The organism is Segatella copri DSM 18205 (assembly GCF_025151535.1).
GTDB classification, from domain to species: Bacteria; Bacteroidota; Bacteroidia; order Bacteroidales; family Bacteroidaceae; genus Prevotella; species Prevotella copri.
The window spans coordinates 67,501-83,349 of record NZ_CP102288.1; the positions used below are offsets into that span (position 1 = coordinate 67,501).

Genomic DNA, 15,849 nt, shown 5'->3' on the forward strand with positions numbered 1-15,849 from the left:
CGATTGTTCTGAAAAAGAGCAATCGGGCTTGCTTTTTACTCGTTTTCGCCTCTTTTATGTACGTTTTGTTGCTATTCTGTTTAATAACTGTTAAATATATGCAGATTTCTGACAAAATGTTTGGTAGGGTCGGAAAAAAGTCGTACCTTTGCACTCGCAATTCAGAAATGAGTTGATTATATCGCGGTGTGGAGCAGTTGGTAGCTCGCCAGGCTCATAACCTGGAGGTCGCATGTTCGAGTCCTGCCGCCGCAACAATGATCGGGTAAGAAGTTGGTCAACAACATCTTATCCGATTTTTTTGTGCCCTAATTTATTAATTTAACATTAAATATTTGTTTAATTCGAATTAAAGTGCTACTTTTGCACAATAATATTTTATGTGCAATTAATAAAAAAGGAAGGGCTTCAATATGTCAGTATCCAAAACAAGACAAAAACTGGTAGATGTCGCACGACAACTCTTTGCCAAGAATGGTATAGCAAATACTACAATGAATGATATTGCTGTAGCTTCTGGTAAGGGAAGACGTACGCTTTATACTTATTTCAGTAGGAAGGAGGATGTCTATTACGCGGTGATAGAATCAGAGTTGGAGCGTCTTTCGGACAAGTTGGACGAGGTTGCTAATTGCAAGATGCGTCCACAGGATAAAATCATCGAGCTTATCTATACTCACCTCAGTATGATCAAGGAAACGGTTGTAAGAAACGGTAACCTCCGTGCTGAGTTCTTCCGTAACATCTGGATGGTTGAGAAGGCGAGAAAAAACTTCGATGAAGACGAAATAGAGATTCTCAGAAGGATTTATGCCGAAGGAAGAGAAGACGGTGAGTTTGATATTGATAACATCGATCTGGTGGCCGATATTACTCACTATTGTATCAAAGGTCTCGAGGTTCCATTTATCTATGGACGTTTGGGCCATGGCATGAATGTGGAGTCGAGCAAACCTCTGGTTGCCAAGGTGGTTTATGGTGCCTTGGGAAAGTCGGGCTTGAAACTCTAGATAAAAGATAGAAAAAACGTAACTAATTGATAATTAATTAAATAAGAAAGAAATGGGATTATTAAGTGGTAAAACAGCCCTTGTAACAGGTGCTGCTCGCGGCATCGGTAAGGCTGTCGCTATGAAGTTCGCCTCTGAAGGCGCTAACATCGCATTTACAGACCTCGTACTCAACGACGATATGGCTGCCGGTTTGGAAGCTACTCGTAAGGAGATTGAGGCTCTTGGTGTAACCTGTCGTGCTTATGCTGGTAATGCAGCAGATTTCGAGGAGACACAGAAGACAGTTAAGCAGATTCATGAGGACTTCGGTTCTATCGATATCCTGGTTAACAATGCAGGTATCACCAAGGACGGTTTGATGCTCCGTATGAGCGAGGCTCAGTGGGATGCTGTTCTGAATGTAAACTTGAAGTCAGCCTTCAACTTCATTCATGCTTGCTCTCCAATCATGCTTCGTCAGCGTGGTGGTTCTATCATCAACATGGCTTCTGTAGTAGGTGTTCATGGTAATGCAGGTCAGTGCAACTATGCAGCTTCTAAGGCTGGTATGATTGCTTTGGCTAAGTCTATCGCTCAGGAGTTGGGTCCTAAGGGCGTACGCGCTAATGCGGTAGCTCCTGGTTTCATCGAGACTGCAATGACTGCACAGTTGCCTGAGGAAATCCGCAAGGATTGGATGCAGAAGATTCCATTGCGTCGTGGTGGTCAGACTGAGGATATCGCAAATGTTTGTCTCTTCCTCGCTTCCGACTTGTCTAGCTATGTAAGCGGTCAGGTTATTCAGATCGACGGTGGTATGAACATGTAATCTCTCGGCAACGTTTTGTTGATAAAACATGCAGGTAGTTTACGAAGACAACCATATAATCATAGTCTCTAAGAGAAGTGGCGAAATCGTACAGGGCGACAAGACCGGCGACGAACCTCTCTCGGAGACTGTGAAACAGTACATCAAGGAGAAGTATCACAAGCCGGGAAATGTATTCCTCGGGGTGGTGCATCGCCTTGACCGTCCTGTTTCGGGTTTGGTCGTATTTGCCAAGACTTCTAAGGCATTGAGCCGTCTGAACAATATGTTCCGGGATGGCGAAGTTCACAAAACCTATTGGGCAATCGTGAAGAACATGCCAAAGGAACCTGAGGCTACGCTCACCCATTGGATTGTAAGAAATGAAAAGCAGAATAAGAGCTATGCTTACGACCATGAGGTGAAGAACTCGAAGAAAGCGATATTGAAGTATAAGGTGATAGGTCATACAGACCATTATACACTTCTGGAGGTGAACTTGATGACGGGTCGTCATCATCAGATAAGATGCCAGCTTGCCAAGATGGGATGTCCTATCAAGGGAGATCTGAAATACGGTTCTCCACGTAGCAATGCAGATGGCAGTATTTCTCTCCTTTCACACAGAGTAGAATTTGTTCATCCTGTGTCTAAAGAAACAATAGTAGCAGAGGCTCCGCTGCCGGATGATAATCTTTGGCGGGCTATTGCACACTAACTCAAAAATCCATGCTTATGAAGAGGTATGCGAAATGGGCAGGAATCACGGTGTTGACTCCATTGGTGCTCATCTTGTTGTTATCCATTCTGCTTTATCTGCCACCTGTTCAGAATTGGGCGGTAAAGCAAGTGGCTGCTTATGCCTCAGAGTCGACGGGTATGGATATTTCGGTAAAGCAAGTACGCCTCGTCTTCCCTCTGAAACTGGGAGTGGAAGGCGTAAAGGTACTTCAGCCAATCGACTCACTCAAGAATTCCCCAAACTTGGCTTTAAGAAATAAGAGAGATACCGTTGCCGACATCCAGAAGATAGTGGTAGACGTACAGTTGTTGCCTCTTTTCGAAAGTCAAGTCATGGTGGATGAACTCAATTTCACCCAGATGAAGGTGAATACCACTAATTTTATTCACGAAGCCAGAATCAAGGGCAATGTAGGTAATCTGCGCCTGAAGGCTCATGGCATTGACCTCGGAAAGGAGAAGGTGAGGGTGAATCATGCCCTGTTGGCTGATGCCCGACTCTCGGTAGAACTGAGCGATACTGTGCCGCCGGATACTACGCCTAGTACCAATTTCTGGAAGGTGAATATCGAAAAACTGAAACTGAAGAACACTGATTTCGTATTACACATGCCTGGAGATACCCTCCAGGTGAATGCTTATTTTGGAGATGCGGTGGCGCAGACTACCTATCTCGACCTTTATAAAGGACTTTATCAGATAGGTCATCTTGACTGGAAGAAGGGCAAGGTGAACTATGACCAGAACTATATCCGTCCGGTATCGGGCATGGACTTTAACCATATCGCCCTGGCGGCCCTGACTTTAAAGGCAGACTCTTTCTATTATTGCGATTCGAAGATAGATGTCAAGATTCGTGAAGCTCAGTTTAAGGAGAAAAGCGGTTTGCAGGTAGACCAGCTCTATGGCAGATTTGTGATGGATTCCGTGAAACTGCAGTTGCCTGATATCTGTCTCCGTACCCCATACTCCCAGTTGCAGGCAACGGTGGATATGGATATGAATGCCTTTGATGAGGTGAAACCTGGCAAGTTGATGGCACAGCTGAAGGGAGCTTTGGGCCGTTCAGACCTGTTCCTCTTTGCAGGCGATGCCTTCCCAAGCGCCATGAAGAAGAAATGGCCATTCTATCCGATGAAGATAGAAGGTTCGTTCAAGGGAAATATGCAGCAGGCATCTTTCTCGGGCTTGAAACTGTCGCTGCCTACAGCCTTCGAACTGAGTGCTGATGGAAAATTGGGTAACCTGACGGATATGAACCGTCTGAAGGCAAATGTAGATCTGAACGCCCGTACCTATCATCTGGATTTCATTACCGCCATGCTTGACCCTTCTCTGATGCAGGAGATACGTGTGCCTAGCGGTATCGGAATCCGTGGTAACATTCAGGCAGACGGCTCCAGATATGCTACCCGACTCGCCATTACCGAAGGTCGTGGCAGGATGAGGGTAGATGCCAAGATAGATGTGAAGACCCGGAAAGACGGCAGTATCGATATGAACCGTCTGGCTTATCAGGCTAAGATTCAGGCGCACAACATCCTGGCAAAGCATTTCCTGCCAAAACAGGATTTGCATTCTTTCACCGGCTCATTGGAGGCGAAGGGTGTGGGAACTGATGTCCTCTCTCCTCGTACCCGATTGCAGGCTAAGGCACAGGTAAACCGGATTCAGTATGGCAAATACAAACTGGATCATGTATTGGCAGTGGCTCACGTTGCTAATGGTAAGGTGCATGCCGATATCGACAGCAAGAACCAGTATCTTACGGGACTCGTCAGCCTTGATGCACTTACGAATTCCAAGAAACTGGAGGCTACCCTGGTGGCAGATGTCCGCGATGTGAATCTTTATTCGTTAGAGGTAACGAAGGCACCGATGCGCCTGTCGCTCTGCGGTCACATGGATATCAGGTCCGACCTGAAGGACAGTCACGACATCATGGCTTCGATGAGTGATATTACGGTTCGTACGGCAGAAAAGAATTACCGTCCGGTGGATGTTGACGCTGATGTCTTTACCCGCAGAGATACCACGCACGCAGTCATCGATTGCGGCGACTTCCATCTCAACATGGATGTACACGGAGGCTATAAGCAGTTGGTGAGCCGTTTTTCCGGATTGCAGAAAGAATTGGCTCATCAGCTTAGGAACCATCATATCGACCAGGTGAAGATTCGCAGTCAGTTCCCTTTCGGTCATGTTTATCTTACCACAGGAAAGGACAATTTCATTTCCCGTTTCATCGCTTACTGCGGTTATGATTTCAAGGCGGTGGATATGAAGATGACCATGTCGCCTGTAACAGGTGTCAATGGTTATCTCAACATCGATTCACTGGTAGCGAGTGGCATGCAGTTGGATACGATCCGTGCCTTGGTGAAGACTGAGGGCGATACCATCCGCTATGCAGCACGTGTTCAGAACAACAAGCATAATCCTCAGTATGTGTTCCGTGCACAGGTAGAGGGCGAACTGCAGGAGAAGGGTTCCAATATCGATGCCCGCATCTATGATGCCAAAAACAGATTGGGTGTAGATGTGGGTCTGGAGGCGCTGTTGCTGGAAAACGGCGTGAAGATTTCGCTCATCGATACCCATCCTGTCCTGGGGTACAAGAAGTTTACTGCCAACGATGACAACTATCTGATGTTGGGCAATGACGACCGTGTTTCAGCCAATCTGATTCTGAAGGCAGCCAATGGCATGGGTATCCGCATATACAGCAATGATGAAAACGAAGAAGCGCTGCAGGATCTTACGGTGAGCATGAGCCAGTTTAATCTGGATAAAGTGCTCAGCGTGATTCCTTATATGCCTGACATCTCGGGTATTCTTGACGGCGACTTCCATATTATCCAGACCAAGGATGAACTCTCGGTTTCTTCTAATCTGAACATCGACAATATGGTTTACGAAAAGTGTCCGATGGGAGATGTCGGTACTGAATTCGTTTACATGCCAAAGAGCGACGGTTCTCATTATGTAGATGGTTTCCTCAATTATGATGGCGAAGAAGTAGCTACCGTAAAGGGTACTTACAAGTCGGAAGGAAACGGTTATCTCGATGCCGAAGTGGGTATGGAGAAGTTGCCTCTGCATTTTGTCAACGGTTTTGTTCCTGACCAGATTATGGGGCTGAAGGGATATGGCGAAGGAAAACTGAGTTTGAAGGGAGCCTTGAGCCAGTTGGATGTAGAGGGCGAAGTATATCTGGATTCGGCTTATCTCGTCAGTGTGCCGTATGGCATCACGATGCGTTTTGCCAACGATCCTGTCCGTATCATAGACAGCAAGTTGCTCTTCGAAAACTTCATGATGTATGCCAACAATGAGAGTCCGCTCAATATCCAGGGCAGTCTCGACTTTACGAATATAGAGAAAATGATGCTCGATATCCGGATGAGAGCACAGAACTTCCTGCTGATTGATGCCAAGGAGAATGCCCGTTCCGAGGCTTTCGGCAAGGCGTATGTCAACTTCTTTGGAGCGATGCGCGGACCGGTAAGCAATCTGAAGATGCAGGGTAAGCTGGATGTCCTCGGCAATACGGATATGACGTATGTGCTGAAAGAATCGGAACTGACTACTGATACGCAGCTCGATGAGCTGGTGAAGTTTACGAATTTCAAGAGTGGCAAGCCTGTCGTTGTCGAGCGTCCGGCACTGGAAGGATTGAACATGATGTTGGGCATGTCGATAGACGAGTCGGCTCATATCCTCTGTGCTTTGAATGCCGACCAGACCAACTACATCGACCTGATGGGCGGTGGTGATCTGACGATGACTTACAATTCGGTTGATGGCATCGGCATCACGGGCAAGTATACCCTGAACAATGGCAAGATGAAATATTCGCTGCCTATCATTCCGCTCAAGACGTTTGATATCCAGGACGGCAGCTACATAGAGTTTAACGGCGATCCGTTCAACCCGACCCTGAACATCACGGCAACAGAGAATGTCAGGACAACGGTAAACGAGGGACAGGGAACCGGCCGCTCGGTGGATTTCATTTGTGGCGTAAAACTCTCGCAGACATTGAATAAGCCAGGCATCCAGTTTATCGTTTCCTCACCAAACGATGCCACCTTGCAGGATGAACTGAACACGATGAGTATTGAAGAGCGGGGTAAGATAGCCATTACGATGCTGGCTTCAGGCATGTATCTTGCCAACGGAAATACCAATTCGTTCTCCATGAACAGTGCCTTGACCTCATTCCTCAACTCAGAGATCAATAATATTGCAGGTTCAGCGATGCGTTCTGTGGGTGTGGATGTCGGTATGTCGGTAGATAACTCCACCAATGCAGCAGGTGGCATGCACACCGATTACAACTTTAAGTTTGCCAAACGGTTCTTCAACAACCGCTTGAGTTTCAGTGTGGGCGGCAAGGTTTCTACCGGTGCAGAAATGGAGAATGCAGCCAACAATGATGATGTATTCTTCAACAATATCGAATTGCAGTACCGGCTCAACGAAGGTGCGAGCCAATATATCCGTGCCTTCTACAACAACAATACCTACGATTGGCTCGAAGGTTTGATAGGTGAGTATGGTGTCGGTTTCAAATGGCAGAGAAAGTTGCAGCATTTCAAGGACATCTTCCGTTTCAAGACCGATAAGCAGCAGATTCCTGCAGCCCCAATGGAGAAGAATCCTGCGGTGAAGAAGAGTACGAACGAAAAGAAGGATACGATGGAGAAATCCAGAACAAAGGACTTTGACCCATTGAAACTTAACGAAAAGTAATGAGCGATATGAAACAGCAGAACAGGTTATACCTTATTATATATGTGGCAGCATTGCTGATGTTGTCGGGGCAGCTCATAACGGGTTGCTCTTCAACCAGTGCACTGAAAGAAGACGAGCAGCTGTTTACGGGTCTGGTACCTATCGAGTATAAGAACTACGAGAAGGGAGCTTATGCTGATTCTACCATCACCGAGATGGAGTATGCCCTGGCTTCGGCTCCGAACGGTGCCTTGTTCGGGAGCAGCTATTACCGCACGCCGTTCCCTGTGCGCCTGTGGATATGGAATGCTTTCTCTCAGTCGGATGGAGCACTGGCTAAGTGGATAACCAAGGTATTCGGTTCCAAACCTAAGCTGATGGCGAATGTGAATCCGCAGCTCCGTGCCCAGGTAGCCGAGCATCAGCTCGATAAATATGGGTATTTTAACGGTAAGGTGACTTATGATGTGCTGACACAGAGCAATCCGAAGAAGGCGAAGGTTGCCTATCAGGTAGACTTCGGTCATCTCTGGACGCTTGATTCTATGGCTTATCTCAACTTCCCAGCCAAGAGCAAGCAGTTTATAGATGCTTCCATGAACAAGGCGCTCATACGGAAGGGGAGTCCTTTCAATGTCTCCAACATGGAATCGGAACGTCAGCGTATCACCCGTCTGTTCCGCAACAGGGGCTATTATTTCTATCAGAATAGTTATGCTTCTTATCTTGCCGATACCGTGAATGTGCCCGGCAAGGTGCAGTTGCGGCTGATGATGGCAGACAGCGTGGACGATAGGGCTACCCGACAGTGGTATATCGGAAAGATTCATGTTAATTTCAGAAAGCAGTATATGGAGGAGTTGAAGGATTCCTTTATGCGCAGCTATCTGAGTTTCCATTATAATGGAAGAAAGATGCCGATACGTCCGGGCATCGTTTTGCAGAGTCTGCGCCTGCGTCCCCGTGAACTGTATCGGGTACGTACCGAGGAACGTGCCAAGACCGGACTCCAGGAGATGGGACTCTTCAGCTATTCCAGCATCCAGTTCACTCCCCGTTCGGTGCAGACCTTAGATAGTCTGGGCAATGTAGTATATCGTGATACCTTGGATGCCAATATCGATCTGGTATTCGACAAGCCATACGATTTCTATGTCGAGGCAAATGCCCGCGGTAAAACGACCGGTAGAGTAGGACCGGAGTTGGTAGTGGGTCTTACCAAGCGCAATGCTTTTCATGGAGGCGAGAAACTTACTGTCAACCTGCATGGTTCGCATGAGTGGCAAACCATCAGTCAGGCTGGTGGAGGTTCTACCCGCATCAATTCCTATGAATACGGATCGGATGTTTCCGTAGAGTTCCCTCGCATCATCACGCCTTGGAATATGTTCAGAACGATGGAGCAGAATGAGCGCAGATACCGTGCCGGGCATATGCCTACCAAATATCGGGGTGTGCCAACTACTACCATCAAGGCTTCGATGAATGTGCTGAACAGAGCCAGCTATTTCCGACGTCATGTGGCAGCGGGCGAGTTAACCTATGCGTGGTCTACCTCTTACCAGCATCAGCATTCTTTCAGTCCGCTGATTCTCTCTTATGAGTTTATGAACAGCCGCACTGCCGCATTCGATAGCATCCTCGCCCTGCATCCTTATCTTCAGATATCGATGCGCGACCAGTTTGTGCCTAAGATGAGTTACACCTATACTTATCGCAGTCCGCGCCGTTACCGCCATCCTATCACCTGGTCAACCACCATCAGCGAGGCAGCCAATATCCTTTCGCTCGGTTACATGGCGGCCGGAAAGGGATGGAATGAGAAAGACAAGAAGATGTTCAAGAATCCGTTTGCTCAGTTTCTGAAACTGGAGACTGATTTCGTGAAATATTGGCGTATCACCCAGGATGGTACGCTGGTGGGACATGTCAATGCCGGCATTATCTGGAGTTATGGCAATGCCGAGAATGCTCCTTATTATGAGCAGTTCTATATCGGTGGTGCCAACAGTGTGCGAGCCTTTAATGTGCGGAGTATCGGACCGGGCAGATACCAGCCTACCAACAGCAAGTATTCGTATATCGACCAGACGGGCGACATCAAGTATCTGATGAATCTGGAATACCGTCAGAAGGTATGGGGCGATCTCTATGGAGCTCTTTTCCTGGATGCAGGTAATGTGTGGACCTTACGCAACCATGAGTACAGTCCGCTCGGCAAGTTTGATGTAGACAAGTTTTTCCGGCAGTTGGCGGTAGGCACCGGTGTCGGTGTGCGTTATGACATGGGTATGTTTGTGATACGTGTCGACTGGGGTATCGGTCTGCACGTTCCTTACGATACCGGCAAGAATGGCATCTATAACATCCGACGGTTCAAGGATGCCCAGAGTCTGCATTTCGCTGTGGGTTATCCTTTCTAGGTTTAGACTGGGAGATGTGTCCGGAAATAAGTCTGATATGTGTTACAGATAGTGCATAAAAGAACAAAAATTGATATTAATCAAAAAAAAAGTAGGAAAACTTGCGGTTAACTGCATTTTTTTTGTTACTTTTGCATCGTTATTTTTTAAATAACTATATCAACTATTAATAAATAAAAGTATAGACAAAATGAAACCTACGTTATTGCTTCTGGCTGCCGGTATGGGTAGCCGTTATGGTGGTTTGAAACAGCTTGATGGTCTGGGTCCTAATGGTGAGACTATCATGGACTACAGCATCTATGATGCTATTCAGGCTGGTTTCGGAAAGATCGTATTCGTTATCCGCAAGGACTTCGAAGATCAGTTCCGTGAGAAGATTCTTTCAAAGTATGAGGGCCATATTCCTGCAGAACTTTGCTTCCAGGCATTGGATGCTCTCCCAGAGGGATTCTCAGTTCCAGAAGGTCGTGAGAAACCATGGGGTACAAACCATGCTGTCCTGATGGCAAAGGATATCATCAAGGAACCTTTCTGCGTAATCAACTGCGATGACTTCTACAACCGCGATTGCTTCATGGTAATCGGCAAGTTCCTCTCTGAACTTCCAGAGGGCAGCAAGAACCGTTACGCCATGGTAGGTTTCCGTGTAGGTAATACCTTGAGTGAGAATGGTACCGTAGCTCGCGGCATCTGCTCTAAGGATGCTGATGAGAACTTGACAACCTGTGTAGAGCGTACCGAGATCATGCGTATCGACGGTAAGGTATCTTACAAGGACGAGCAGGGCGAGTGGGTTGCTGTAGGCGACAATACTCCTGTTTCCATGAACGTTTGGGGCTTCACACCTGATTACTTCCAGCATAGTGAGGAGTACTTCAAGGAGTTCTTGAGTGATCCTAAGAATATGGAAAACAAGAAGGCTGAGTTCTTCATCCCATTGATGGTCAACAAGCTCATCAATGAGGGTACAGCTACTGTTAAGGTGCTCGATACTACCAGCAAGTGGTTTGGTGTAACTTATGCAGCCGACCGCCAGAGTGTTGTTGATAAGATCCAGTATCTTATCGATGAGGGTGTTTATCCAAACAAGCTCTTCTAATTTAATGTGATGGATATAAACATTAATATATTGACAGATCAGGAAGCCGCTATTCTCCGAGAGACGATAGCGGCTTCTCATCGTATTGTCGTCTGTGCACATAAGTCGCCAGACGGTGATGCCATCGGCTCTTCTTTGGGATGGGCTGGTTATCTTCGCTCTTTGGGCAAGAAAGTTGACATTTGTGTGCCGGATATGATACCGGATTCTATTTCCTGGTTGCCTGGAGCTGCAGGTATCCTGCGATATGACAGACAGCCTGAACTGGTGCAGCGAGCTTTCGATGAAGCCGACCTGGTATGCTGTGTTGACTTTAGCAGTGAGGGACGTCTTGATGAGATGGACCATGTATTGTTGGGTTGCAAGACTCAGCGTGTCATCATCGACCACCATCTGGCTCCTAATCTTGAGGCTAAGCTGCTGGTTTCGCAGCCACATGCCAGCAGTGCCAGCGACCTGATATTCCGTGTTGTCTGGCAGTTGGGAGGTTTCCCACAGATGGATCAGACCTGGGCTACCTGCATCTATTGCGGCATGATGACCGATACGGGCGGTTTCACCTATAATTCTACCCAGCCTTATATCTATTACATCATCTGCTTGCTGCTTACCAAGAACATCGACAAGGATAAGATTTACCGCAATGTCTTCAATAATGCCCGCATTCCGGCAGTCCGGTTCCGTGGCTATCTGATGAATGAAAAGTTGCAGGTAGTAGAGGGACTTCATGCCAGTTTCTATACCGTGACCCGTAAAGAGTTGAAGAAGTATGACTTTATCAAGGGCGACCTGGAAGGACTGGTGAACGTACCTCTTACCATCAAGGGTCACAAACTCTCCATTTCTCTTCGTGAAGATACAGATATAGACAATCGCATATTGGTAAGTCTCCGTTCGGTAGACGATTTCCCATGCAATAAGATGGCAGCCGAGTTCTTCAATGGTGGCGGTCATCGCAATGCTTCTGGCGGCAAATTGCATTGCAGCATACAGGAGGCGGAGCAGATAGCACTGAAGGCTATCCTGGCATACGCCGATATGCTGAAGTAGCCGATTTTTTCCTGAGAAATGACGAAAAAGGCAGAAAACAACCCCGTTTTGAGGCAATAGGATGATAATAAGTGATAAATAATAATAAAATCAACCTATTCCTCTCGGTGTTGTCTTATCTTTTTTGTACCTTTGCCCAATAAATCAGATTTTAAAAAGAAGAATGAAGAAATTTTTGTTTGCAATGATTGCTTTCGCGGCTGTTTTATCGTTTGCCGCATGCAATGATAGTGAGACTTATAAGGACATGCGCGACAGAGAGCTCGATTCTATCAGCTCTTTCTTGCGTAAGGAAAATATTAAGGTCATCTCCGAGGATGAGTTCAACAGACGTTGGAAAAATAATGAAAAACTGACAGATACAGCAAAGAACAACAACGAATGGGTACTTTTCAACAGTAACGGTATCTACATGCAGGTGATTGACCAGGGATGTGGCGACTATATCAAGAAAGGTACATCGGTAGATGTATTGGTCCGCTTTGATGAGTATAACCTTTCGTATGCTGCAGAAATGAGTGATAAGTGTCTCACGCTTTCAAACAAAGTTCCTGCTTATTCCTATTATATAGATAAGATGAGAGTTACCAATACTTCCGGTACTTTCACCGGTACTTTCGTTGATCCTAAAGCCAGTCTGATGGCCAATACATATAATTCATCCAATTATGGCAGTGTAAGTTCTACCGTGCCTAGCGGTTGGCTCATACCATTCACCTGGATTAAGATTGGCAGACCGAAGACTGATGATGAACGCATCGCTCATGTCCGCCTGCTCGTACCTCACTCTTACGGTACCACATCGGCATCGGGCAGTGTGCAGGCATGTGTCTACGACATGACTCTGCAGAAAGGAAGATAAACATTAAAAGAGAAAGATATATTTATGACACTGATTAAGTCAATTTCTGGTATCCGCGGTACTATCGGCGGTCCAGCGGGCGATACTTTGAATCCGCTCGATATCGTAAAGTTCACTTCAGCATACGCTACCTTCATTCGCCGTAGCGGTGCTTCTGAGAGTAATACCATCGTTGTAGGCCGTGATGCGCGCATCTCTGGCGAGATGGTAAAGAATGTGGTTTGTGGAACCCTCATGGGTATGGGCTACGATGTGCTGAACATCGGTCTGGCTACTACTCCTACCACTGAACTTGCTGTTACCATGAGTGGTGCCGCCGGCGGTATCATCATCACAGCTTCTCACAACCCACGCCAGTGGAATGCCCTCAAGCTCCTCAACGAGAAGGGTGAGTTCCTCACAGCAGCTAATGGTAACGAGGTGCTGGGTATCGCAGAGAAGGAAGACTTCGACTATGCGGATGTGGATCATCTCGGAAAATATACTGAAGACAATACCTTCAACAAGCGCCATATCGACTCCGTACTTGCTTTGAAGCTCGTAGATGTAGAAGCAATCAAGAATGCCCACTTCAAGGTTTGTGTAGATTCCATCAACTCAGTTGGTGGCGTTATACTTCCAGAGTTGCTGGATGCGCTCGGTGTAGCATATACTTTCCTCAATGGTGAGCCTACAGGCGACTTCGCTCATAATCCGGAGCCATTGGAGAAGAACCTCGGTGGTATCATGGATGAGTTGAAGAAGGGTGGCTACGATATGGGTATCGTTGTAGACCCTGATGTTGACCGTCTGGCTTTCATCTGCGAAGATGGCAAGATGTTTGGCGAAGAGTATACCTTGGTAAGTGTGGCAGATTACGTGTTGAGCAAGACTCCAGGCAATACCGTCAGCAACCTTTCATCTACCCGTGCCCTCCGTGATGTTACAGAGAAGCATGGTGGCAAGTACACCGCAGCTGCTGTAGGCGAGGTGAATGTAACTACCAAGATGAAGGATGTTCACGCTGTTATCGGTGGTGAAGGCAATGGTGGAGTTATCTATCCAGAGAGCCATTACGGTCGTGATGCCCTCGTTGGTATCGCCCTCTTCCTGAGCAGTCTGGCTCACAAGGGCTGCAAGGTGAGCGAGCTCCGTGCCAGCTTCCCTAACTATTTCATCGCCAAGAACCGCATCGACCTGACTCTATCTACCGATGTAGATGCTATCCTCGTGAAGGTTAAGGAGATGTATGGTAAGGAGAAGGATGTCACCGTAACAGATATCGATGGCGTCAAGCTCGATTTCCCTGACAAGTGGGTTCACCTCCGCAAGAGTAATACCGAGCCTATCATCCGCGTATATAGCGAGGCCTCTACCATGGAGCAGGCTGATGAACTGGGCAAGAAACTCATGCAGGTGGTTTACGATATGCAGTAAGATACTGAATATGAGATCATATAAAAAGAGATGAAGCAACGTAGATTTTGCTTCATCTCTTTTTTTGTGCGCCGATTTCCATCTGCAAAACTTCAGTAATTTGAAGAAAGATAGAGAAAGATTTGGCTTTCTCAGATAAAAATCGTATTTTTGTTGCGAAATTGCAGACAATGAGGCCTCTGAGCCTTTGTTGCAGTAATGAAAAACTTGAACCGTTCCTTATAGGGAGCATAAATGAAATTACAGAATAATGGAATCTATTATAAAGCATTATCAGGTAGCCCATGTCGGGTTCAGCCTTTCTTATCCTGATTCCTCTCAGGATATGATGGCAGTTTTACTGGAGGCTTATCAGGCGTTTGAATGCGAAGAGCAGGTTGCATCTGCTGCCCGAACCTCCTTCACGCTTACCTTGTCAGAAAGCGGGGAAGAGATGAGGAAACCTGCCGGTTTCAAGGAGGAATGCAGACAGGATGAGGAGGGACAGCTCATTATCAGTGGTAGTCTGGGAGAGAAGCAGAAGGCGTTCCTGATGGCAATGACTGATATGAAATCGATACTGGTTACAGGTTATGATTATCAGCATTCCAGTCTTCTGGTTCCTGCTGGCACCTTCAGCCAGAAGTCGGCTTTCGGATCCCTCAAGGCAACCGTTGACACCTCGCTGATGCTGCTCTATGCCATGCGTTCGGCAACCGGAGATACACTCCTGTTTCATTCTTCTACCATAGTAAAGGATGGAAAGGCTTATCTCTTCCTGGGCAAGAGCGGAACGGGCAAGAGTACGCATTCCGGACTGTGGCTCAAACATATCGAGGGCACCCGACTGCTCAATGATGATAACCCGGTGGTACATATATCGCACGAAGGAACGCCCATGGTGAGTGGCTCGCCTTGGAGCGGAAAGACACCTTGCTATAAGAACGAGGAATATCCGATAGGGGCAATTGTCCAATTGCGCCAGGCACCAGAGAATAAAATCAGAAAACAGACCGTCATAGAGTCTTATGTGTCTATCAAGACTTCTGTCTCCGGCAAGGCATGGGAGAAGGAAATTGCAGATGGCCAGCATCAAACGATAGAGAAGCTGATCGGGGCTACCCGGCTTTATCAGCTCGACTGTCTGCCTGATGCCGATGCAGCTCTCCTTTGCAGTCAGACCATCAGTCAGTAAAACCAACCGTCGGGTAAAAAACAATCGTACAATAGAAAGATGAATACATCCGATTCAAAATATAAGGCAATAGCCGCGCTCGAGCAATTCATCCGTGAAGGTCGTCCTGTCAAGTTTCCGGTCAAAGGAACCAGCATGCTTCCCTTTATCGTAGGTGATAGAGATTGCGTAGAATTCTATCCGGTAGAAGGCGAGTTGAAGGTGGGCGATATTGTGATGGCGAGGGTAGAAGAAGGCTATCCGGTGGTGCATCGCATCATCGGGATAGAGCCTGTTGCAGGAGCAGCTTCCCCCGCATCCTTTTCTGCAGATGATTGCCGTATCGTGCTGACGGGTGATGGAAATCTCGGTTTTAAGGAGCATTGCCTGCGCAAGGATGTCATTGCGAAGGCGCATGCTGTCATCTGTCCCGACGGCAGCCGTAAGAGTCTCATCTCGCAGAAAGCGCTCAGAAACTGGTACAGATGGCAGAGGTTGAGGCCTGTGCGTAGGGTCTTGCTTAAAATAATCAAGCTCTATATCCGTTTATCATATAAAAACTAAA

The 15,849-nt window shown here is 47.0% G+C and carries 11 protein-coding genes and 1 tRNA gene; all 12 read left to right on the forward strand.

Features of this window, described 5'->3' with window-relative positions:
- The first annotated feature begins 182 nt into the window (after positions 1 to 182).
- A tRNA-Met gene (locus NQ544_RS00235) sits at positions 183 to 255 on the forward strand.
- A 158-nt stretch (positions 256 to 413) separates the two neighbouring features.
- Positions 414 to 1,010 carry a TetR/AcrR family transcriptional regulator gene (locus NQ544_RS00240; RefSeq protein WP_006847902.1) on the forward strand — a complete coding sequence of 199 codons (597 nt, stop codon included), beginning with the start codon at positions 414 to 416 and terminating at the stop codon, positions 1,008 to 1,010.
- A gap of 52 nt (positions 1,011 to 1,062) precedes the next feature.
- Positions 1,063 to 1,821: a 3-oxoacyl-[acyl-carrier-protein] reductase gene (fabG, locus tag NQ544_RS00245; RefSeq protein ID WP_006847901.1), complete on the forward strand. Its 759-nt coding sequence runs from the start codon at positions 1,063 to 1,065 to the stop codon at positions 1,819 to 1,821.
- A gap of 28 nt (positions 1,822 to 1,849) precedes the next feature.
- The gene (locus tag NQ544_RS00250) at positions 1,850 to 2,518 is read left to right on the forward strand and encodes an RluA family pseudouridine synthase (RefSeq protein WP_006847900.1); all 669 of its coding nucleotides are present in this window, start codon (positions 1,850 to 1,852) and stop codon (positions 2,516 to 2,518) included.
- A 17-nt stretch (positions 2,519 to 2,535) separates the two neighbouring features.
- Positions 2,536 to 7,296, forward strand: coding sequence for a translocation/assembly module TamB domain-containing protein (locus NQ544_RS00255; protein ID WP_050758613.1), 4,761 nt, complete (start codon positions 2,536 to 2,538; stop codon positions 7,294 to 7,296).
- A gap of 8 nt (positions 7,297 to 7,304) precedes the next feature.
- Positions 7,305 to 9,701 (forward strand): translocation and assembly module lipoprotein TamL, encoded by a 2,397-nt coding sequence (tamL, locus tag NQ544_RS00260; protein ID WP_479691908.1) that lies wholly within the window; start codon positions 7,305 to 7,307, stop codon positions 9,699 to 9,701.
- Positions 9,702 to 9,891: 190 nt separating this feature from the next.
- Positions 9,892 to 10,803, forward strand: coding sequence for a glycosyltransferase family protein (locus tag NQ544_RS00265; protein WP_006847897.1), 912 nt, complete (start codon positions 9,892 to 9,894; stop codon positions 10,801 to 10,803).
- A gap of 15 nt (positions 10,804 to 10,818) precedes the next feature.
- The gene (locus NQ544_RS00270) at positions 10,819 to 11,853 is read left to right on the forward strand and encodes a DHH family phosphoesterase (RefSeq protein WP_040553236.1); all 1,035 of its coding nucleotides are present in this window, start codon (positions 10,819 to 10,821) and stop codon (positions 11,851 to 11,853) included.
- A 163-nt stretch (positions 11,854 to 12,016) separates the two neighbouring features.
- Positions 12,017 to 12,715, forward strand: coding sequence for a BamK family beta-barrel-assembly machinery protein (gene bamK, locus NQ544_RS00275; protein WP_006847895.1), 699 nt, complete (start codon positions 12,017 to 12,019; stop codon positions 12,713 to 12,715).
- Positions 12,716 to 12,739: 24 nt separating this feature from the next.
- A complete protein-coding gene (glmM, locus tag NQ544_RS00280) occupies positions 12,740 to 14,131 on the forward strand; it encodes a phosphoglucosamine mutase (protein WP_006847894.1) in 1,392 nt (463 codons plus the stop codon).
- Between the two features lie 250 nt (positions 14,132 to 14,381).
- The gene (locus NQ544_RS00285; RefSeq protein ID WP_006847892.1) at positions 14,382 to 15,305 is read left to right on the forward strand and encodes a hypothetical protein; all 924 of its coding nucleotides are present in this window, start codon (positions 14,382 to 14,384) and stop codon (positions 15,303 to 15,305) included.
- 39 nt (positions 15,306 to 15,344) lie between these two features.
- Positions 15,345 to 15,848 carry a S24/S26 family peptidase gene (locus NQ544_RS00290; RefSeq protein WP_006847891.1) on the forward strand — a complete coding sequence of 168 codons (504 nt, stop codon included), beginning with the start codon at positions 15,345 to 15,347 and terminating at the stop codon, positions 15,846 to 15,848.
- Position 15,849: the final 1 nt, after the last annotated feature.